The following is a 23504-nucleotide window of genomic DNA, read 5'->3' on the forward strand; positions in this document are numbered from 1 at the left end:
TTATTGGAACGACACCGATGATTGCTCGCGCAGCGAACGCGGGCGCATGTCGATCCAGTGTTCGTTGATGTAATCCAGACAGACCTGGCGCTCGCCGCGCATCCCCGCCTCGCTCCAGCCGCTGGCCATCGGCTTGCCCGCCGGCCACAGGGAATACTGGCCCTGAGCGTTGATCACCACATCGAATTGCAGGTGTGCGTCATTCATGTCGTTCTCCTGTTGAACGGGATTGCAGTGTGGCCAGACTTCGCTCGAGCCCGGTGGCGAGATGGTTGAATACGGCATGTCGCTGTTCGTCGTTCTGCGTGCAGGCCCCGACGTAAACCCGTACGGATGCCGCGCAAATCTGCGCGCAGGTGTCTGCGTCGTCGTCCGCGAAGGCCCGGGCCGACACTTCGGCGTTGGCGCTGGCATGCGCGTGGGCAAACGCGGTGGCGGCGGCCTCGGTATTCAGTTGCGCGTAGTACTCGGCGAACGCCTCGGCATCGCCGAAGTGCTCGGCAATCATGGCGCTGTTGGCCGGCGCGAGGCCGTAGGTCAGCGCACTGGCGTGGGCCTTGGCGTAAGCAGCGTCGTAGGCGTAGGCCTTGCGATACAGCGCCAGCAACACCGGTTTGAGCGTGGCTCGCCATTCGCCCTGACGCCCGATCACGCCGAGCGCCGCCCGCTGATGCAGGCTTTGCAACGCGAGCAGCGCCTGCTGATGTTCCGGCACGGCTTCGCCGAGCATCGGCATGACCACGTCGGCCTGCCAGAGATGAAACAGCCGCAACGGCACGGCACCCTCGCCATTGTCTATCCGCTTGCGCAGGTCGTCGGCCTGTCCGGTCTCGCACAGTACTTGCACTAAATTCAGTAGCCATCGCGGCATCGAGATCGGTTCACTCATGGCGATGGCTCATCCGTACCGATGACTTCGGCCAGCAACCGCGCCCAGCGGCCCGCCACGATGCCGTAGTGATCGGTGTCCAGGGTTTGCCAGCTGCGCAACTGCCGCAGCAAGGCCTGCCAGTTGCGTTGCAGGTCGTCCGGGTTCCAGTCGTTGCCCAGCCCGTAAGGATTGGCGTGCCCGGCGCTGAACAGCCGCACCACTGTGGTCGCCAATGCTGGCGGCTGGAAGTCGATCATGCTGGTCATGTTGTTGCGGCAGCACACCGTCAGCCGTTGCAGATACGCCTGGCGTTCTTCGGCCATGCCCTGCCCTTCGACCTCCGGCCAGCGTTGGGCAAACTCGCGCTGGAACACCTGCTCGATGGTCTGCTCGTCGATGTCGGCCAGTTCGCTACCGGCATCCGGCGCGGGCGGGTCGATCAGGTACAGCAACGGTTGCCGGAAACCGTCGACTTGGGCCTGATGACACAGCGCCTGCGCCACCCATGCACCGAATGACCAGCCGGCCAGACGCCAAGTGCTGCCGTGCGGAAGATGCTCCTTGATCGCCTCCAGATACCAGCGTGCACGTTCCTCCACGCTGACGTTCGGCAACTGCGGCAGACGCAGCGCCGGATCGCCGATCACGCACACGCCCAGTTCCGCCGGCAGCGCCGAGACCAGTTCCCGATAGGCCTGAACATCGCCGCCCACCGGGTGGATCAGGTACAGCCAATCACGGCCGTCACCGGCATGCCATTGATCGATCCGCACTGCGTCGTGCCAGCCCTGCAGTGTTACGCCGGGAGCCTCTTCAACCGTAGCGGTCGAGACCAGCCCCAGCACCTCGCTCAGGCTGACCTTGTGGCTGAATTGCGACAGCTGGAAAACCTCGCCGGTGGCTGCTTGCAGTTCGTCGATCAGGTCGAGCAGCGTCAGCGAATCCGCGCCCAGGTCGTACAGCGAATCGTCATCTTCCAGCTCGGCCACACCGAGCCACTTGCACAGGCACTCACGCAAGCGCGTCGAAAGATCCACGCCCTTCGGCGCCTCAACCGGGGTGGCCACAGCACCGTGACGAACCGGATAAAACCGCCGTGCCGTGTCGATGCCGGTGGTGGAGATCAGCAGCTGCGGCAACTGCGTCGCCATCGCCAGATCGAACACCCGACAGCCTTCTTCGGCCGACAAACCGACCGTCAGATGCTCCAGATGCGCGGCGTCTCCACCGTTGCTGGTGGTGGCCATGCCGATGTCGCGCCAGATGTCCCAGTTGATCCCCAGACGCAGGCAAGCGTCGGCCGGGTTCGGGCGATAGTGAGTGAAGCCGTCGAGCACCCCGCTGGCCGACGCGTAATCCAGATGCCCCGCGCCGCCGAACAGCGCCGACATCGACGAGCAGTACAGGACAAAACCCGGCTTCAGGTGCTCGATCAACCCCTCGACCGCCAGCATGCCGCGAGTCTTAGCGGCCATGGCCTCGGCCATTTGCCGGGCATCACGGTGGCGAATCAGGCTACCCGCACCGACGCCTGCCGCATGAATCACCCCGCTCAGGCGACCGTAACGAACGGCCAGTTGATCGAGGATCTGCGGCCAGCGTGGCAGGTAGGCAATGTCTGCTTTGATGCAGTCGATCCGCGACGCGTACGCCGCCAATGACTCAGGCAATTGCCCTTGGCGCGAGATCAGCACCACACGGCGCGCGGGTGCCCGTAGCAGGTGTTCACACAAGGTCCGGCCGATGCCACCGCTGCCGCCCAGCACGAGGAATGTTCCATCTTCCGGTAAAAGTGACGTCGTTGCCGGGCCGGTCAACGGCTGAGGTAGCAAGCGTGGCTGCCAGAGGTAACCGTCGCGCACCGCCATTCGCCGAGGCAACGACGAAGGATCGGCAAGCAACGCTGCCAACTCGCCGGCCTGCGCTTCGAGACGTGGCGACGGCCAGTCCAGCCAGTGGCAACGCACCGGGTATTCCTGCGGCACCACTTCGGTGATGCCGGCCAGCGCTGCCAATTCGGGACGCTGAACCTCGCCGTCCACCGGACACGCCTGCCATGACATCAACCACAAGCGCAGACGTGTCGTGCGCGGGGTTTGCCCCCAGGCCTGCATCAGCGCACTGACCGTGTCCAGACAGGCCCACTGCGCCAGATCCAGCGATTGCTCGTTGACCGCGCCCGACACCGCCAGCGGTAAGGCATGCAGCCATTCGAGTTCGCCAAGGTCAGGTTCTGCGATCTCGGCGAGCAACCGGTTCAGGGCTTCGGTGTCCAGCGGATCAAGCTCGAAACGGTCCGGGCTCAAGCGTTTGAAGCCGTTGCCGGCGCGCACATGAATCACGCGTCGGTATACAGCGTTCAGGCTCGCCAGCAAGGTCGATTCCGGCGCCTCATGGCTGCACAGAATCAGCACCTCACGGGATCCGGCCGTCGCTGTCGCGCTCAGACGTCGGGTGCGCACCCACTGCCGCTGGTGAAACCAGTCCGCTAGCGGTTGTCGCTCAAGGGCTGGCGCATCAGGTTCGGCAGCTACAGCGGTTTGGAAACGATACGGCTGAAGATCGAACGACGACGGCGGCAAATCCCAGGGCGGCGGTGCCGAGCGCTGCGACCACTGGATATTCGCGCCTTCGTACCAAGCGCCCAGCAGTTCCTGCGGCGATTGATCTCGGGCGATCACCTGCGCGCTTGAGACCGTGACTTCCTTGATCGCTGTCGGCTGCAATGGAATGGCCTCACCCGTCCCACAAACCATTGCGAAGCGCCAGCGCAACTGCCGGCGACCTGACTGCAAGTGCCGCAGCAACGCAGTCTGCTGTTCCGGGTTCGCATGCAGATATTCGCGAATCACCGCGATATCGCGCAGCAACTCCGCCCGGCTGTGAGCCGAAATCATCAGCAGCGGCAACGTTTCCTCGACACTTTCCTGCGCCGTGGGCGCAGCACCGACGATGACATGCGCATTGGTCCCGCCAATCCCGAAACTGCTGACACCGGCCAGTCGCCGCCGCCCTTGCGGCCATGGCCGGGACGTGGTCGGCACGTAGAACGGCGAATGTTCCAGATCGATCTGCGGGTTGATCCGGCCAAAACCGAGGTTCGGCGGCAGCACGCCATGGAACACCGCAAGGCTGGCGCGAATCAGCCCGACCACCCCCGCCGCCGCGCCCAAATGACCGATCTGGCTTTTCACCGAAGCCAGCGCGCAATGACCGACCGGCGCATCGCCGAAAGCCTTGGTCAACGCCGCAACCTCGATCGGATCGCCCAGCAAGGTGCCGGTGCCATGGGCCTCGATGTAGCCGATGTCGGCACCGGTCAACCCGGCCCGACTCAGGGCATCGCGGATGACCGCGCTCTGCCCGGCCACCGACGGTGCGGTGTAACTCATCTTGGCCCGGCCATCGTTGTTCAACGCCGAGTCCTCGACCAACGCATAGATCCGGTCACCATCGGCCCGCGCCTTGGCCAACGGTTTGAGCACCACCACGCCGTAACCACTGGCGCCGAGGGTGCCGCTGGCATCGTCGCTGAACGGACGGCACAGACCGTCGGCGGAAAAGATGTGCTGCGAGCGATGCCGGTAGCCCTCGGTCAGGGTCGGGTCGATCAGCACCCCGGCCGCGAGCATCACGTCACTGTCGCCCTGACGCAGCATCGAACTGGCCAGGTGCACGGCGATCAGCGAACTGCCGCAAGCGGCCTGCACGCTGAGGGCCGGGCCGTTGAGGTCCAGGTGATACGCGGCTTTGGTCGCCAGAAAATCCTTGTCGTGATGCAGCGCCAGTTGAAAACCGTCCGGCAGATCGTCTTCGGCGGTTTCGCGCAGCATCTGCTGGAAGTAGGTGGTTTCGCCGCAACTGGCGATCAGGCCGATGCGCGGGCCGCCGGTCGAAGGAACGATGGCCGCGTGTTGCAGGGCCTGCACGCACGCCATCAGCAGATGCCGCTGTTGCGGGTCCATCAGCCGAGCTTCCTGGCGGCTGATGCCGAAGTACTCGGGATCGAAATCGAGCATGCCCGCCAGCTGACTGCGGGCGCCGACCAGCCCGTCATCGGCAGCAAAGTGCTCGATGCCCAGCCCATTGCCTTGCACCATCGCCCAGAACTCGGACAGGTTCTGCGCCCCGGCCACATTGACCGACATGCCGATGATCGCCATCGGCTGATGACCATCATCGGTCTGCCGTACACGCTCCGCCACGTCCACAGGCGCGGTCGACAGATGCGCCGCCAGCCGCCGCACCGTGACGTGTTCGAACAGATCGGCCATCGTCACCTTGTGCGGCAGCTCTTCGGCATAACGGCCATGCAAACGCATCAAGCCGAGGCTGGTGGCGCCGGCCTCGAAGAAGGTCTGCTCCGGCTCGATGTCACGACCGATGACGGCCTGGAACAACTCGCTGAGTTGCCGTTCCAGTGCGGTCAATTGAACAACCGGTGCTGGCGTGCTGCGCCGTTCCAACGCCTCGCCCACATTCGGCAAGGCCTTGCGATCGATCTTGCCGCTGGGGGTGCGTGGCCAGCGGTCGATCCGTCGGTATTCATCGATTCGCACATGGGCCGGCAGCCACCGCGCGACCTGACGATCCAGCGCTTGCGACGTCGCAGGTTGGCCATCGAGTTGCAGCCAGGCGATCAGCCGGGGCGGATCGGCCTGAACCGCTACCACCGCGTTGACCACTTCCGGCACCTGCATCAGCGCCGCCTCGATCTGCCCCAGTTCCAGACGATGGCCGCTGAGTTTGATCTGCTGATCGTCACGTCCCAGGTAATGCAGGCAGCCTTGGGCATCGGCCCACGCCAGATCGCCGGTGCGATAGTACAAACAGCCGTCTGCCAGCTCGACAAACCGCGCGGCGTTCAGCGCAGAATCTGCCAGATAGCAGCGGGCAACCATCGGCCCGGCTACCAACAGATAACCACGACTGCCGATCGGCACCGGGCGGTCGTGCTCATCCACCAGCAGCAACCGCGCATTGCCGACGGCATGGCCGATCGGTGCGCGCAATGGCCAGTCCCGCGCCACGGGCGGGAGGCGCAAGGCGCTGACCACGTGGGTTTCAGTCGGGCCATAGTGGTTGAACAATGAAGCTTGCGGCATGCCGCCGAACCAGTTGCGCAGCGCGTCGGTGCAGAGCAGTTGCTCGCCGGCCGTGATCACTTCACGCAACGCCGACGGGTAAATGCCCCGGTTCAAGGCGGTTTGCGCCAGATGCTGCAAGGCCACGTATGGCAGGAACAGGCGCTCGATCCGCGCCTCGACCATGTAATCCAGCAACGCCTCGGCATCCTGACGCCAGCGCGGAGTGATCAGGTGATAACAACCGCCGCCGCACAGGGTGCTGAAAATCTCCTGGAACGACACATCGAACGACAGCATCGAGAACTGCAGGGTCACCGCTTTCGCCGGCAACTGCCCTTCGGTGCGCTGCCATTGCAGCAGGTTGCACAGGGTGCGCTCGGACACTTGCACACCTTTGGGCGTGCCGGTGGATCCGGAGGTGAACAGCGTGTACAGCGGCCGCTCGCCGGCGTGGCGCGGACGCTCGAACGCTTCGGCATCGGCGTGAAGATCGATCCGATGCGTGGCGAATCGCCCGGCGTTCAGGTCGTCGAGTGCGGCCGCCGTCGTGTCGCTGAACAGCACACAGTGCGGTTGCGCCTGCTCCAGCACCTGACGCTGGATCGCCACCGGATAAGCAGGATCCAGCGGCACGGCGGTCAGGTTGAGTTTGGCCAGCGCCAGCAAGGCGACGATATGTTCCACCGAGGCATCGAGGAACAGCACGACATGCAGCGGCGGGTTCCCGGCTGGAAATGGATGTCGCTCGATCAGAGTCGCCGCCAGAGCATCGGCCAGCGTATTCAGTTCGCTGTAGGTGAGGCGGTGCTGTCCCTGAACAAGCGCAACCGCCTCAGGCGTGCAATGCACTTGATGCTCGAACCCATCCGCCAATGTGTTGAACGGCAGCGCAATCTGCGGACCTTCGCTGGCCGGTGGCAGGTTGCGTCGATACGGACTGAGCAAATCGTTGAGATTGGCCGCCGGAGTTTCCAGCAACAAATCCAGACCACGGCGGAACAATGCGTTCACCGCCCGCATCTGTTCGGCATCGAAATAGCTGCACTGATATTCCCACCAGCATTCCAGTTGCGAACCGCTGCCCACCATCAACAACGTCAGCGGGCACTTGGCGTGCAATTGCTGGTTGAATGCCAGCGTGGCGCGCAGGTTCGAGTCGGCCAACGCGGCGTAATCGGTGTTTTCCAGCACGAACATGAAATCGAACAGCAAGGGGCTCGACGACAGCCGCAGGTCTTCCACCAGATCCGCCAGCGCCACGTCCTGCAACGCCAGCACTTCGCGCACAGTGGCGGTCTGCTTGCGCAACTGCTCACTCAGGGGCAATGGGTTTTCAACGGCGGTGGGGATCAGCACGGTGTTGGCAAACATGCCGACGGTGTCTTCGAACTCCGCCAGCGGCCGGTTGGACACCGGGCTGGCGATCCGTGGCCGCTCGCACCCGGTCAGGGCGTACAGGCTCCAGGCGAAAACACTGAACAGCACTTCGAAACGGGTCAGCCGTTGTTGGGTGCAAAAGCGTTCGAGGGCAGCGCTACGGAGAGTGCCCAAGGGTTCGCGGTGCAACCGGGCGTCCGGGCTGATTTCGCGCATTGGCATCAATGCAGACGATGGTTCTTCCTGACGGCGGTGCAATTCGGCGAGGGCGCGGCGCTGGTCGCGATAATGCGGATCGACGCTCCACTGGCGCTGCCACTGGCCAAACTCCAGCGTTGTCAACCGGGCGGCCGGTTGCGGGCTGTCGCGGCCTTGCAGGACATCGGCGTAAAGCTGCGCCAGGTCGTCGAACAGCAGGTTCACCGACCAGCCATCGACGATGATGTGATGCAAGTTCAGCAACAACCGGCAGCTGCCATCGGCGAACGGCAACAGCCAGGCCTGAAACAGGTTGGGCGTGGTCAGGTCGAACGGCGCGGCGAACACCAGTTCTGCGAAGGCCTGCCAGTTGTCCTCGGTGAAATGCCCGACCGCGAAGGTTCGACAGGTCGGCCCCTGCTCGGCAATTACTTGATCGAGTCCGTCGCTACCGGGTGCAAAAGCCGTGCGCAATCCAGGATGACGCTGTACCAGTCGCCCGACGGCTTCGGAAAGTGCGGCGACTTCGACACCCGCCGCCAGTTGTAGAATCAGCGGCACGCTATAAGCCGTTGAGGTCGGCGAGCGTTGTTGCAACAGCCACAAACGGCGCTGCTCTGCGGTGGCCGGCAGGCGTTTGGCGCTGCTGATCGGGGGCGCAGGTGGGTAGATCGAATCGCCGTTCGTTTCACCGGTCAGTTGTTCGGCCAGTGACGAGAAAGGCTCGTTGAGCAACGTGTCGAGAGCGATCTCGCGCTGCCAACGAACACGAATCGCCGAGCGCAGGCGCATGGCCTTGAGCGAATCGCCGCCGCTGCCGAGCCAGTCATCCTGCGCACTCAGGGCCGGTTGGCCGAGCAGCGAACGGGCTTGTTTCAGCATCCAGTTCAAGGCAGGCGAAGCAGCGCCATCGTCAACGGCATCCATCACTGGATGCCACGGACTCAGCCCTTGGGCCAGCAAGCCATCACGGTCGATTTTGCCATTGGCCGTCAGCGGCAGGCGCTCCAGCAGAAACAACTGATGCGGCCGCATATACGGCGCCAGTTGCGCTCGCAGATGGTTTTCGAATTTGTGATAGTCCAGATCCCTGCGAGGCACGATGAACGCCAGCAACTGATGATCTTCAGCCGCCTGCCGCCGTGTGCAGACGTACACCTGCGCCACACCCGGATACTCCAGCATCCGTTGCTCCACCTCCCCCGGCTCGATCCGGAAGCCGCGAATCTTCACTTGCCGGTCGACCCGCCCCAGGTACTCGATCAAGCCTTCGGCATTGCACCGCACCAGATCACCGGTGCGGTAATGCACCTGCGCACCACCGTCGAGGTCGGGCAAACGAACGAACTGGCGGGCAGTTTCTTCGGGCCGGTTGCGATAGCCCCGAGCGACACCGCTGCCACTCAAATACAGCTCGCCCACCTCGCCCGGCGGCACCGGCCGTTGCTGCTCATCCAGCACCAACACACCGGTATCCGGCAACGGTCGGCCAATCGGCGCCGAGTCGCCGGCAAAGTCGCGGCTGATCGGCCAGCACAGGGCAAATGTGGTGCATTCGGTGGGGCCGTAGACGTTGAAAATCCGGCAGCGGCTCTCAGGATTGTCCCGATACCAACCACGAACAGCGGCGGCACTGATCTGCTCACCGCCAATCAGCACCTGACGCACGCTGGAAAAACACGACGGCCACTCTGCAATCAACGTGTTGAACAGCGACACCGTCATGAACAGGTTGTCGACCTGCGTCCGCTCCAGCACCTCGGCCAGTCGACGCGCATCCAGCACGTCATCGTCGGCGATCATCACGCAGCAACCGCCGTTGAGCAGCGGCGCCCACAGCTCGAAACTGCACGCATCGAACGCCGGGTTGGACAGGCAGGCAAACCGGTCCGTCGGGCGAATCTCGATATAGCCGTCGCTGTGCGCCAGCCGCAGCAAGCCGCGTTCACCCACCTCGACCGCTTTCGGCGTGCCGGTGGTGCCCGAGGTGTAGAACAGGAACATCACCTCGGCGAAGTCTTCGGCCAGTGTTTGCGGCGGAGCGTCCGGCTGATCGAGCAAGGCCTCGACGCTGGTTTGCCACAGTGAAGGCGACCACAGCGGTTCTTCGTCCAGGGTAATCAGGCCGACACACGCCGCATCCGCCAGCATTAGCTCCCGACGTTGGCGCGGGCTGGCGCGATCCAGCGGCACCACCACCGCACCGACTTCCAGGGTGCCGATAATCGCCGCCAACCATTGCCAGCAACGCGGCATGCACAATGCCAGCGACTGGCCGGGTTCGACACCGCGCGCCAGCAACCCTCGGGCAATGCGTTCGCTGGCGCTGGCCAGTTCGGCGTAAGTCAGCGTAACCGACTGATCGATCACCGCCGGGGCTTGCGGATTACGCGCCACTTGCTCGGCAAAACGCGCAAGCAATGGCAAGTCTTTGGACGCACTCATCATTTCGCCTCCTGCGCGTCGAAGCGTTGCAGCTCCCGACGGATGATTTGCGAGACCCGATGGATTTCCGCGCTTTCGAGCATGTCCCAGTGCCCGCCGCTGACCAGTTTCGCCAGATAACCGCGGCCTGCGCGGCGACGCCAGAAGGCGCGCAGTTCATGCAACTGATGGCGGCTGAAATCTTCCCGCGCCTGAATCAGCACCACGCGACCGCCGCGCGGCGCGCACTCATAGGCGGCCATGGCCAGCCGGTTGTGGTTGTAGATGTTGAAGTAGCGTTCGACCTGGGCGTCTTCGATGCCGGGGTACATGCCGTTGAAGCGCACCAGTTTGTCGCGGAACTCGGCCATGTCCACGGTGCCGATCTGCTCGCGGAAACCCGGATCGTCGCTGCCCTGAGTGTCGAGCAGCACCACCGTCACCTGACGATGCCCGGTCGCCGTCAATCGCCGCGCCATTTCATAGGCCACCAGACCACCGAACGACAGCCCGGTAAGAATCAGCGGTTGCTGCGTCAGCGGTTCAATTTGGCACAAGTAAGCCTCGGCCATCGCTTCGACCGTCGGTTCGGTGCTTTCCCCCGGATTCAGCCCCGGCGATTGCACCCCGTACACGCCGGTTTCATCCGGCAGGACTTTGGCCAGCGACAGGTAACAGAACGCCGTGCCGCCCGCCGGGTGAATGCACACCACGTTGTGCTGGCCGCTGCCGCGACGGAATTCGATCAGGTTGCTCTGGGCCAGCGCCGGATTGGCTCCAACCCGCAGCCAGCCGCCCAGCGCTTCGATGGTCGGGTAGCTGAGTACCACGCGCACCGGCACTTCGACTGCAAACTGCTGGCTGATTTCATGGGCCATTTTGATCGCGGCGATCGAAGTGCCGCCGACATTGAAGAAGTTGTCACGAATGCCGATCTGCGGCGCCAGCAACAGGCTTTTCCAGATCTGGTACAGCGCCAGTTCGATGTGGTCGCGCGGGCTGCTCAGGTTGACCTGACGGTTGACCATTTCTTCGTCCGCCAACGCGGTCAGCGCGGCGCGATCAACCTTGCCATTGGCAGTCAGCGGCAAGGCGTCGAGCCACAGATAGCTGCCGGGGATCACCGCCCTGGGCAGTGTCGTCGCCAGATGGGCGTGCACCGCTGCTTCGTCCACGGGCTCTGCCACCACGCAACAAGCCACCAGCCGCTGATCCTGCGCCGCTTCGCCGACCATCAGCACCACGGCGCTGCGGATACCCGGAAACGCTTCGAGCCGGGCTTCGATTTCGCCCAGTTCCAGACGCACGCCGCGCAACTTGACCTGAAAATCGTTGCGACCGAGAAACTCCAGCTGACCGTCCGGGCGATAACGCGCCAGATCGCCGCTGCGATAGAGCCGGTCTCCCGCCACAAACGGGTTGTCGATAAAGCGCTCGGCACTCAGTTGCGCCAGCCCCAGATAACCCCGAGCGACGCCAACGCCGCCAATGTGCAGATGCCCGGTCACGCCCACCGGCACCGGCTCATCGCGGTCATCAAGAACATAAAATCGGTTGTTGGAAATCGGCCGGCCGATCGGCAATTGCCGGGCCGGCACCTCGGCGCCGGGCTCCAGGGTCCAGATGCTATTGATCACCGTGGTTTCGGTCGGGCCGTAAACGTTGTGCAGCCGTGCATGGGGCAGATGCTCCTGAAAGCGCCGCGCCAGGGCTGGCGGCAGTTCACCGCCGCCGCTGAACACATCGGTCAGCGACGTACACTGGCTGACCTCGTCGACCTCCAGAAACAGCTGCAACATCGCTGGCACGAACACCAGCGCCGTGACCTGCTGCTCGCGCACCTCGCGGGCCAGATACGCCGGTTCGTAATGCCCGCCGGGCCGCGCGATCACCAGCCGTCCGCCGGTTGCCAGCGGCCAGAAGGTCTCCCACGCCGAGGCATCGAAACCGAACGGGATCTTGTGCAACATCGCCCCCGCCTCGCCGCAGACCTGCAAACACCACAGCAGCAGATTGCTCAAGCCACGATGCGCGACCATTGCGCCCTTGGGCAAGCCGGTGGTGCCGGAGGTGTAGATTACGTAGGCGAGATGGTCAGGAGTGACGCCGACATTGCGTGGGTCGAGATTGTCCGCCGGCAACGACGCCCAGCTCGCGGCATCTTGTTCGAGGTCGAGGATCGGCGCTTCCCAGGTCGAGCCTTGCACGGCTTGGCGCAAGATTGCGTGCGCCGAGCCAAGGGTCAGCAACACCGCCGGCGTGCTGTCGCCGAGCATATGGCTCAGGCGTCCCAATGGATAATCCGGATCCAGCGGCACATAGGCGCCACCGGCCTTGAGCACCGCCAGCAGCGCCACCGGCAATTCCAGCGAACGCTCGATACACACCGCCACGCGCACATCCGGGCCGACGCCCAAGGTGCGCAGATGCCGCGCCAGTCGGTTGGCCCGGGCATTGAGTTCGGCGTAGCTCAAGGATTCGCCCTCGAATACCACCGCGCAGGCCTGAGGGTTGCTCGCGGCCTGCGCTTCAACCAGTTGATGCACGCAGGGCACCGCTTGCGTCAGTGGTGCGGTGCGGTTGAAGTCGACCAGTACCTGCTGACGCTCAGCCTCGTTCATCAACGGCAAGGCATTGATCGGTTGCTTGGCATCAGCAGCGATCTGTTCGAGCAAATGACGGTAGTGCCCGCTCAGGCGTTGGATGGTTGCGATGTCGTAGAGGTCGGTGTTGTATTCCACCAGCAAGTCCAGCCGCCCTTCCCGCTCGACCCATTCGAACGCCAGATCGAACTTGGCCGTGGCACTGCTGGTGCCGTACGGCGCCAGTTCCAGACCGGGCATCTGCACCGCGTTGCCCGGTGTGTTCTGCAGCACCAGCATCACCTGGAACAACGGCGAATGGCCGGGATCGCGCTGCGGGTTGACGACCTCGACCACGCGGTCGAACGGCACGTCCTGATGGGCGTGGACGTCGAGCATCTGACCGCGCACCTCGCGCAGCAGCTCGGCGAAGGTTTGCTGCGGATTCAGGCGCTGACGCAGCACCAAGGTGTTGACGAAATGGCCGATCAGCGGCTCGACTTCCGGACGATTACGGTTGGCGAACGGCGTGCCGATGCACAGATCCTGCTGACCGCTGTGTCGCCACAACAACACAGCCAAAGCACCGAGCAGTACGTTGAACAGCGTGCCTTGGGTCTGCCGGGCCAGCGCCGTGAGTTCACGCAAGGTGCCGCCATCGACGGAGGAACTGAACGTGGCCCCGACATAGCGCTGCACCAACGGTCGCGGCCGGTCGGCGGGCAGGGTCGACAACAACGGCGCATCGTCCAGGGTGCGCCGCCAGTAATCGAGCTGAGCGTCCAGAACCGCACCGCCGACGCGCTGTTGCTGCCAGCAGGCGTAGTCGGCGTATTGCACCGGCAGCGGCGCAAGCGTCGGGGTTTCGCCACGCAGATAATCGCCGTACAACGTGGCGACTTCGTGCAGGATCACGCCCATCGACCAGCCGTCGGCGATGATGTGATGCACGCTGTACAGCCACAGGTATTCATCGTCGGCCACGCGCAGTAACGACGCCCGCAGCAACGGCCCGCTCGCCAGATCGAATGGCGCCCGGGCGTCCTGCTCGACGGCGGATCGCACGTGCTGCTCGCGGTCTTCGGCAGACAAATGGCGCAAATCCGTTACCGACAACGACAGCGGCATCGATGCATGAACAACTTGACGCGGTTCACTGTCCACGCTGCAAAACGTCGTGCGCAGGACTTCGTGCCGGGCCACCAATTCGTTCAGCGCTCGTTCCAGCTGAGCCACGTCCAGCCGTCCCTTGAGCGTCACCGCCGTGGGCACGTTGTAGAACGGGTTGCCGGGTTCCAGTTGATCGAGAAACCACAGTTGCCGCTGCGAGAACGACAACGGCCAGGACGCGTGCGCGCCGGCACGGCGGGGAATCGCCGCGTCATCGTGCCCGCCGAGCAAGGCGATCAGTTCCTGTTTGTGACGCTTGAGCGCCTGGGTCAGTTCTTCGGTGAGAAACCCGCGCGGCGCCTTGCAGCGCAGCCTGTCACCGTCCACTTCGAGCACCACGCCATGGCGAGCGAACAACGCCAGCAATTGATCGGCATTCATACTTCGAACTCCTCCATGTCTTCGTCGTCCAGGCTTGCGGTCACAGGCTCGATGGCAAACGCCTCGACCGGCGCGCGGTGTTGTTCATCGGCCGTGCGCAGCCCGCCGATCATCGAATAGATCAATTCATGGCTCGGCCCGAGGTCGAACAGCGTCGTCAGTTGTTGTTCCTCGACCGAGCCAGTGCCGCACAGACCCAGACCGTGCTCGACGGCGGTCATGCTCAGCAACTGGGCCATCGCCCCGCTTTCGATGTGGCAGAAATCGCGGCTGCGCTCGCCATACAGCGGGCGAATCGCGGCCATGTCGGCGATGAAGAACAGCGAGAACGCGGCGTTCTCGTACACCGGTCGGTTGACGAAATAGTCGTAGGTGTCCGGGTCGAGCGCTCCGCTCTGGAGCGCCAGCAGACGATGCTGGCGGGGATCGTAGTAATACGCGCCGCCGGGCACGCCGAGCACGCGATCCGGCTTGACGTAGAGGTACGCCTGAATCGGGTAAAGGCCACCCGCCGACGGGAACTGGTATTTCACTTCGCCGTCGAGTTGTCCTTGAGCCAGCGCCGCCAGTACATGGGCAAAGGCCTGGGCGGCGATCGGTTGCAGGTCGTATTGACGCACCGAGCGGTAATCGCTCAAACGCCGGGCGAAGGCCGGGTCTTGCGGCAGATCCAGTGCCACTGCCGGCAAGGCTTGAGCGAAGTCGCGGCGTCCACGTTGTTCGGCCTTGAACTGCGCCCGTTGCTGTGGATCCTCGATGATGTCCTGCACGGGCTCCGGTGCCTGCTGCACGTTGCCGAGCAGATCCTGACGCGCCCGGTTCTGGCGGTACATGCCAAGCAGATGCAGCAACGTCGGCTGGGCCAGCAGTTGCGCCACGTGCGGGCGGAACTGCAAGGCGCCGGACAAGGCGTTGCTGATCCTGACGATATCGATCGACGTTGCGCCCAGATTCAGCAGGTTGGCGTTGGCGGCGATGGATTCGCGCTTGAGCACGCCCTGCACGATTTCCACCAGCCGCTGTTCCTGCGGGCCGTCGACTTCCAGCGCCGGCCCTTGCTCCTCGACTTGCTCAGGCTCCGGCAGGCGTTTCTTGTCGACCTTGCCGTTGGACGACAACGGCCAGGCCTCGACGAACGTGAACGACGGCGGAATCATGTAGGCCGGCAGCTTGTCGCTCAGGTACGCGCTGAAATCGCTGGCCTGCAACGCCGGATCGGCCTTGAGCACGTAGCCCGCCAGACGTTTCTCGCCCAGCGTGCTGCCAAGAATCCGCACCACCGCGCTCTGCACGCCGGGATGGCGATTGAGCGCGGCTTCGATCTCGCCCAGCTCGATGCGATAACCCTGGACCTTGACCTGATTGTCTTCGCGACCGAGGAATTCGATGTTGCCGTCGGGCAGCAAACGGCCCAGGTCGCCGGTGCGATACAGCCGTTCGCCGGTCAGTGGATGATTGAAGAAACTGCCCGCGCTGAGTTTTTCATCGCGCCAGTAACCTTTCGCCAGACCGATGCCGCCGATGTACAACTGCCCCGCAACCCAGGTCGGGCGCACTTGCAGCGCTTCATCCAGCACGTAGAAACGCTGATGATCGAGGGCCTTGCCGTAGGGAATGCTCCGCCAGGCCGGGTCGACGTGCTTCACCGGATAATAGATCGACCAGATCGACGCCTCGGTGGCGCCGCCCAGGCTGATCAACTGCAAGTCCGGCTGCAAGGCCCAGGCCCGCTCGGGCAGGGTCAATGGAATCCAGTCGCCGGACAGCATCGCCACCCGCAGGCTGGCGGGCAACGTGCCGCCCTCGCCCTCCACGTACTCGACCAGCATGCCGAGCAGCGCCGGCACCGAGTTCCACAGGCTGACGTGATGACGCTTGATCAATTCGAGCCAGTGCGCCGGATCGAGGGTCAGTTGCGGGTCGAGGATGACCACCGCCGCGCCCACCGCCAACGTGCCGAAGAAGTCATAGACCGATAGGTCGAAGCTCAGCGACGAGATCGCCAATACACGGTCGTTGGGGCCGACGGCAAAGCGCCGGTTGATGTCGAGCAAGGTGTTGACCGCGCCGCGATGGTCGATCACCACGCCTTTCGGCTGACCGGTGGAGCCGGAGGTGTAGATCACGTAAGCGAGGTCGCTTTCGTTCACCTGCACCGGTTGCAGTGGCAGTTCATCGTTCGAGACTTCATCGGTGACCGCGATGGCCGTGACCTGCGCCGGCCATTCGATCCTGTCGAGCAGCGCCGGTTGGGTCAGGGCCAGACTCGCCTCGGCCCGCTCCAGAATATGCCGCAGCCGTTCCGCCGGTTGCGTCGGCTCGATCGGCAGGTAAGCGCCGCCGGCATACAGAATCGCCAGCGTTGCAACCACTTGTTCCCAGCCGCGCTCCATCACCACCGCGACCAAGCGGTTCGGCAGCACGCCCTGTGTTTGCAATCGGGCGCCGAGTTGTCGGGCCTCAAAGCGAAGCTGGGCGTACGTCAGCTGTCGCGTGCCGATCACCGCCAGTGCGTCCGGTGTGGCTAGGGCCCGACGGTCGAACAGTTCGTGCATCAACGGCAGCGTTTGCTGATGGTCGACCGGTGCCGGCAATCGCGCCTGCGGCAGCAGTTGTGGCGTGTTTGCGCCCCAGGCCGCCGGCTCGCAGAGGCTGTCGAGCAGGGTGTTATAGGCGACGAACATCTGCTCGATCATGCCTTGCGGGAACAGTTCGTCGATGCTGTCCCAGTTGAACAACAGGCGTCCTTCCAGCTCCAGCAACGTGTGGTCGAGCCACACTTGCGGGGTCTGGGTGATGCTGTGCATGTGCCTGGCGTTCAACGCGTCGGCGAGGTTGAACTCGGCCAACTCCGGCGCCGCTTCCGACAGTGTGCTGTTGAACACGATCGGCATCGCCGTCTGCTGCACGCCCCGGGCCTGGGACAATTCGCGCAGCACCCGCACGCCGCTGACCACCGAATGGTCGATGTCGCGCCACAGTTGCGCCTGCACCGCGCGGGCCTTGTCGGTGAAACTCTGCGAACCGTCGATGCCGACTTCCAGCAGCACCAGCGAGGTGAAGTCGCCGATGATTTCGTCTACATCGGGGTGCAGCGGCATGCGGTTGAACAGCGGCAGGCTCAGGGTGAAACGCGGCGTGCGGCTCCACAGCGCCAGCACTTCGCTGAACGCGGTCAGCAGCATCACCGACGGCGTCACCGCAAACTGTTTGGCCACGGCTTTGAGCTGCGTCCACTGCGCCGCCGACATGTCGCGGTCGCGGCGGGTGAAGTGCGGGTTGGCGATGCTTTCGGGCTGGCGTACCAGCGGCAGGTCCGGCGCAGGGGCCAGTGTGGTCACCCGTTCACGCCAATAGCCCAGCGCTAGCTCGTAGCGGCGGCCATTACGCAGTTGCTGTTCAGCCAGCACATAGTCGCGGAAAGTCAGGCCCGGTTCCGCCAGTTCCAGGTTCGGATCGACGTAGAACGCCATCAGTTCGCGGGCGAGAATCTGCGTGCTCGCGGCGTCGACGATCAGCGCGTCGAGGCTGATGTGCAAATGGGTGATGCCGTCATCGAGTAGCGACAGGCTGAACTCGAACAGCGGCCAGCGACTGGCGTCCAGCACCTGATGGGACTGGCGTTCGCGGGTCGCTTCCAGCGTGCGCTGCGCCACATCGGCGGGCAAACCGCGCAGATCGCTGCGCGGCATGCGATAGGTCGGCACCTGCGCCAGCACCTGTTGCGTGCCGTCGCTGAGGAACACCACGCGCAGCATGTCGTGGCGCAGGATCATGCGGTTCAAGGCTTGTTCGAAACGCTCGGCGTCGAACTCGGGAATGCGCAGTTCTTCGTAACCGTGGGCACTGACGCCACCGAGGCTGACCGTGGCCTCGCGACCGAACCAGTAGGCTTGCTGGATATCGGTCAGAGGGAACGGTTCATGTCGATTGTCGCGATCCGGTTCGATCTGAATGAACGCCGGTTCAACGCTTTGCTCTTCACGCGACACCTGCGCCGCCAGATCCAGCAACACCGGGGTCTGGAACAGGCTGCTCAGGGACAGTTGCGCGCCCATGCGCTGGTTGATCGCGTAGATCATCCGCGTCGCCAGCAGCGAGTGGCCGCCGAGGTCGAAGAAGTTGTCGTGGATGCCGACCCGCTCGCACTTGAGCACTTCGGCCCAGATCTCGGCCATTTGCCGTTCAATGTCGTTGCGCGGCGCTTCGTAAGTCGCGCCGGCGCTGCGTTCCGGTGCCGGCAGCGCCTGGCGGTCGAGCTTGCCGTTGCGGGTCAGCGGTAATTGCGAGAGCCGGACCCAGGCACTTGGGATCATGTGTTCGGGCAACTGGCGTTGCAGTTCGGCGCGCAAGAATTCGCTGGTCGCGGAGCCGACCACGTAGGCCACCAGACGCTTGTCCCCGGCCACGTCTTCACGCAGCAACACGGCGGCTTCCTGCACACCGGGTTGTTGATGCAGCAGGCTGTCGATCTCACCGAGTTCGATGCGGAAGCCGCGCAGTTTCACCTGTTGGTCGATGCGTCCCAGGTATTGCACGTTGCCGTCGGCCAGGAATGTCGCGAGGTCGCCGCTGCGGTACATCCGCGCGCCCGGCTCGCCACTGAACGGGTCCGGCAGGAAGCGTTCAGCGGTCAGGTCCGGACGGTTCAGATAGCCACGAGCCAGGCAGGCGCCGGCGATGTACAACTCGCCCGCCACGCCGACCGGGACCGGATTCAAATGCTCGTCCAGCACGTACAGCCGCGCATTGGCGATGGGACGGCCAATGGGCGGCGCGTCCGGCCAGGATTCGGCCTCGTTGCAGTCAAGGCTGAACTGGCTGACCACATGGGTTTCGGTCGGCCCGTACTGGTTGTGCAGTTGCGCGCCGCCGAGCCCACGGACAAAGCCGCGCAGCTCGTCATTGATTTGCAGGGCTTCACCGGCGGTGATGATTTCGCAGCCGCCGGCCGGCATCGGCACACCGGCCTCGGTCAGGCCGGCGAGTTGCTGCAACACGGCGAACGGCAGGAACGCCCGCTGCACGCCTTCGGCCACCAGGGTCGGGCGCAGCGCGGCGAGATCCTTGCGGCTTTCTTCGGTCATCAGCAACAGGCTGCCGCCCTGGCAGAGCGTGCTGCAGATTTCCTGGAACGAGACGTCGAAGTTCAGCGAGGCGAATTGCAGCACGCGTTGCGGTGCCATGGCTTGATCGAGCTGCCAGGCGATCAGGTTGTCCAGCGCACGACGGTTGTGGGCCACGCCTTTCGGGCGTCCGGTGGAGCCGGAGGTGTAGAGCACGTAGCCGAGGTTTTCCGGGCTCACATTGACTTGCGGATCATCCGTCGGGTGTTGCGCCCATTGCGCTGCGTCGGTGTCCAGGCAGCAGATCTTCGCCTCGTTGGCCGGCAGCCCGGATACCAGGCTCGATTGCGTCAGCAGCAAGGTCGGCGCGGCATCGCTGAACATGAACGCCAGCCGCTCGCTCGGATAAGCCGGGTCGAACGGTACGTACGCCGCGCCGGCCTTGAGGATCGCCAGCAGGCCGATGACCATTTGCGGCGAGCGTTCCAGGCACAAGCCGACGCGATGCTCGGGGCCGACGCCTTGTTCGATCAGGTAATGCGCGAGGCGGTTGGCGGCGCGATTCAGCTCGCCGTAACTCAGCTGCTCACGGTCAGCGAGCAGCGCCACGGCGTCGGGCGTCTGCCGGGCGTGGGCTTCGAAGCGCGCCACGCAACCGGGCAACGACGCGGTATCCCGGGCGGTGCGGTTCCAGTCATGAACGATCTGCTGGTGTTGCTCGGCGCTCAGCAGCTTGATCCTCGCCAGCGACTGTTGGCTGTCCTCGACCATCTGCGTCAGCACCCGGCGCAGGTACTCGCCGAACTGCTCGACGGTGTCGCGCTCGAACAGGCCCGAGGCATATTCCAGACCACCGACGATCTGCCCGTCGCGCTCACTGAGCGCCAGTTGCAGATCGAACTTGGCCACGTGATGACTGCTCTCGACCGTCGTAACGTCCAGCCCGGTCAGCAGCAGGTCGGAATCCTGATCCTGTTCCCAGGCAAACAACACCTGAAACAGCGGACTGTGGGCCAGGCTGCGCGGCGGGTTGAGCAATTCCACCACTTGCTCGAACGGCAGGTCCTGATGTTCCTGAGCCTCCAGCGCCACTCGCCGCGCCTGTTGCAGCCATTGCGCCACTGACGGCGTCCCGGACTGAGTCATGCGCAGCGCGAGGGTGTTGACGAAGAAACCGATCAGCCCTTCCAGTTCCTGCTGTGGACGGTTGGCCGATGGCACGCCGATCACCACATCGCTGTGCCCCGACAGGCGCGACAGCAGCAGTGAAAAACCGGCCAGCAGAGTCATGAACAGCGTGGTGCCTTGCTGCATGCCCAGGGCTTTCAGGCGTGCGGTCAAAGCGGCGTCTAAGACCAACGGAACAAAGCCGCCGAGGTAATCCTGCACGGGTGGACGCTTGTGGTCGGTCGGCAATTCCAGCAGCACCGGCGCGCCGCTGAGGGTTTCGCGCCAGTAACGGCTCTGCTGCTCCAGCACGTCGCCGGACAGCCATTGCTTTTGCCACACGGCGTAATCCACGTACTGCACCGGCAAGGGCGGCAGCGGATCGTCGCGATCCAGCAACGCCGCTGCGTACAGCTGCCCCAGCTCGCGGGTGAGCACGCCCATCGACCAGCCGTCAGAGATGATGTGATGCTGGGTCAGCAGCAACACATGGTCATCCGCCGCCAGTCGCAGCAGGCTGACCCGCATCAACGGGCCGCGGCTCAGGTCGAACGGTCTGGCGCCCTCCTCGTCGATCAAGCGGGTCAGACGCTCTTGCGCATCGTGCCCCTGCACGTCAGTCACCGTCAGCCGGATGCTGTGCGCCGGCGGCGAAACCCGTTGTCGCCCTTCCCCTTCAACAGCAATGAACGTGGTACGCAGCGCAGCATGGCGCGCCACCAGTTGATTGAAGCTGCGTTCGAGTGCCGGCACGTCCAGCGAACCGCGCAAACGCAGGTTCAGCGGCATGTGATACGCCGCGTTGCCCCCCTCCATTTGCGCCAGAAACCACAAGCGCTGCTGAGCAGACGACAACGTTTGCGCGCCCGTGCGTTCAAGGGCCGTGATGGCCGGGCGAGCCGCAGCCTGACTGGCTTGCAGCCGTTCGGCGAACTCCGCCAGAACCGGCGCGGCAAACAGGGTCGAAGGCGCGACTTCCAGCTCCAGCGCATGACGAACCTGCGCCAGCACGCGCATCACCAGCAGCGAGTGACCGCCGAGGGCGAAGAACTGATCCTGACGCCCGACCCGCTCGACGCCGAGCACGTCGGCCCAGATCGCGGCGAGCGCGGTTTCCAGCGAGCCTTCGGGTGCCTGGTATTCCTGCTGATCGAACGCCTCGGCGTCCGGCGCCGGCAGATTTGGCCGGTCAACCTTGCCGTTGGCGGTCAGCGGCAACGCTTCGAGCCGCACGAAGGCGGTTGGCACCATGTAGTCCGGCAGACTGGTTTGCAGCTGTTCGCGCAGCGTTCGCGGGCTCAGCGTTGAGTCTGGCTTTTCGCAGTAGTAGGCCACCAGGCGTGGTTCACCGGGACTGTCCTGGCGCAGCAGCACCACGCTTTCCCGAATACCCGGGATGTCCGCCAGCCGGGTTTCGATTTCCCCCAGTTCCAGACGCAGGCCGCGCAACTTGGCCTGGGAATCGTTGCGGCCGAGAAATTCCAGTTGGCCGTCGGCCCGGTAACGCGCCAGGTCACCGGTGCGGTAAATGCGTTCGCCCGCCACGAACGGGCTGTCGAGGAAACGTTCGGCGGTCAGTTGCGGAAGGTTCAGATAACCGCGCGCCACGCCGACGCCGCCGATGTACAACTCGCCCGCAACACCCTCGGCAACCGGTGCGCCGTCAACGTCGAGCAGGTAAATCCGGGTATTAGGCAGTGCCCGGCCGATGGGCAGCACCGCGTCGATCTGGCTGTTTTCGGTGAACTCGAAACAGGTGCTGTCGATGCTCGCTTCGGTCACGCCGTAGGCCTGGACGATCTGCACGCGATCACCGCACAGCCTGCGCAATTGCCGCGCGCTGTGGGCGGTCCAGATGTCGGAGCCGCAGACCACGGTGCGCAGGAACGACAGGTCGTGGCCGGTCTCTTCGACCCATGCCAACAGCGGATTGAGCAGCGCCGGCACGAAGTCGGCAAAGCCAATCTGCGCCTCGCGCATCAGGCGATACAGGGCCGGCGGGTCCATCAGGGTGTCCCGTGGGCAGAGCACCAGCGTGCCGCCAAAACCCAGCGAACGGATCAGGTCGGCACTGAACACGTCGAAGGAAAAACCGGCCATTTGCAGGTGGTTGATCGGCTCGCCCAAAGCATAGAGCTGCGCCCAGTCGGCGCTCACGGCGACCAGTCCGCAGTGCTCGACCATCACGCCTTTCGGGGTGCCGGTGGAGCCGGAGGTGTAGATCACGTAAGCCAGATGTCGGGGTGTCAGGCCGATTGAGTGAGGATCGAGGTTGTCTGCCGGGAGCGAAGCCCAATCACTGGCGTCGGCCAGATCCAGCAGCGTCGGGGTGGTCGCCGACTGTTCGAGCACCGCCCGCAAAACACCGCGCGCCTCGCCGTGGGTCAGCACCACCGGCGGTGCGCTGTCGGCCAGCATGTGCGCCAGCCGCGCCTGCGGATAGGCCGGGTCCAGCGGCACATAGGCGCCGCCGGCCTTGAGTACCGCAAGTACGCCGACCAACATCTCCAGCGAACGCTCCAGACACAGCCCGACCCGCACGTCCGGCCCGACCCCGAGGCTGCGCAGGTGATGGGCCAGCCGGTTGGCGCGGGTGTTCAGTTCACGGTAACTGAGCGCCTCCTGCTGCCAGCGTGCGGCGATGGCCTCGGGGTTGCGCAGCACCTGCGCTTCAAACAGACCGTGCACGCACAGGTCCGCATCGAACGGTTTCAAGGAGCAAACGTCGGGCTGCGCGGGATTCGTCCCACGCAAGGAAGTGTTATCGAGCATCGGAGGCTACCGTCCATGACTACTTTATTTTTGTGATCAGGCCGGGACAGAAATGCCCCGCCAGTCAGGCCCCGGCATCAGATGCCGGCACGGTCATTCGAATTCAGGAGGATGGCGCGGCGCGCGCGTGCAGACTCGCGTTGAACGCGGGCACACGCAGAAATTCGGGGGGAGACAGGCTGGAGAAAAACGCCGCCGCGCGGTCGGCGCAGGCAACTGGAAAGTGGGCCGGATCATTGGCGACAGACGTCGCCCCGTTCATTGCATCGACGATTGCAAACCGCGTGACCAATTGAAACCTCGACTTCCATTTGAGGGTCAACGACGAGGAACAACCTGCGCGGGGATGACAGCGCCAGGGTGGTCCCGATCGGCTGCGACTGCCGGGTCTGTGGACACACGGCAATCT

The 23504-nt window shown here is 64.3% G+C and carries 5 protein-coding genes; all 5 read right to left on the reverse strand.

Translation table 11 applies throughout. The features are described 5' to 3' along the window. The 5 genes from L6D82_RS20200 to L6D82_RS20220 are packed head-to-tail and all read right to left on the reverse strand — an operon-like array spanning position 1 to position 23095. Positions 1–207, reverse strand: coding sequence for an MbtH family protein (locus L6D82_RS20200; protein ID WP_064595662.1), 207 nt, complete (start codon positions 205–207; stop codon positions 1–3). Then, on the reverse strand, positions 200–889 hold the full coding sequence (locus tag L6D82_RS20205) for a hypothetical protein (RefSeq protein WP_236191285.1): 690 nt from the start codon (positions 887–889) through the stop codon (positions 200–202). The genes L6D82_RS20200 and L6D82_RS20205 overlap by 8 nt, the downstream gene beginning before the upstream one ends. After that, a complete protein-coding gene (locus L6D82_RS20210) occupies positions 886–9978 on the reverse strand; it encodes an amino acid adenylation domain-containing protein (RefSeq protein WP_445009172.1) in 9093 nt (3030 codons plus the stop codon). The genes L6D82_RS20205 and L6D82_RS20210 overlap by 4 nt, the downstream gene beginning before the upstream one ends. After that, entirely contained in the window at positions 9978–14090 is a 4113-nt protein-coding gene (locus tag L6D82_RS20215) for a non-ribosomal peptide synthetase (RefSeq protein ID WP_236191289.1), read from the reverse strand. The genes L6D82_RS20210 and L6D82_RS20215 overlap by 1 nt, the downstream gene beginning before the upstream one ends. Next, positions 14087–23095: a non-ribosomal peptide synthetase gene (locus tag L6D82_RS20220; RefSeq protein ID WP_236191291.1), complete on the reverse strand. Its 9009-nt coding sequence runs from the start codon at positions 23093–23095 to the stop codon at positions 14087–14089. The genes L6D82_RS20215 and L6D82_RS20220 overlap by 4 nt, the downstream gene beginning before the upstream one ends. Positions 23096–23504 lie beyond the last annotated feature (409 nt).

Origin of the sequence: Pseudomonas paraglycinae (assembly GCF_021601625.1) — a bacterium.
Classification (GTDB): Bacteria; Pseudomonadota; Gammaproteobacteria; order Pseudomonadales; family Pseudomonadaceae; genus Aquipseudomonas; species Aquipseudomonas paraglycinae.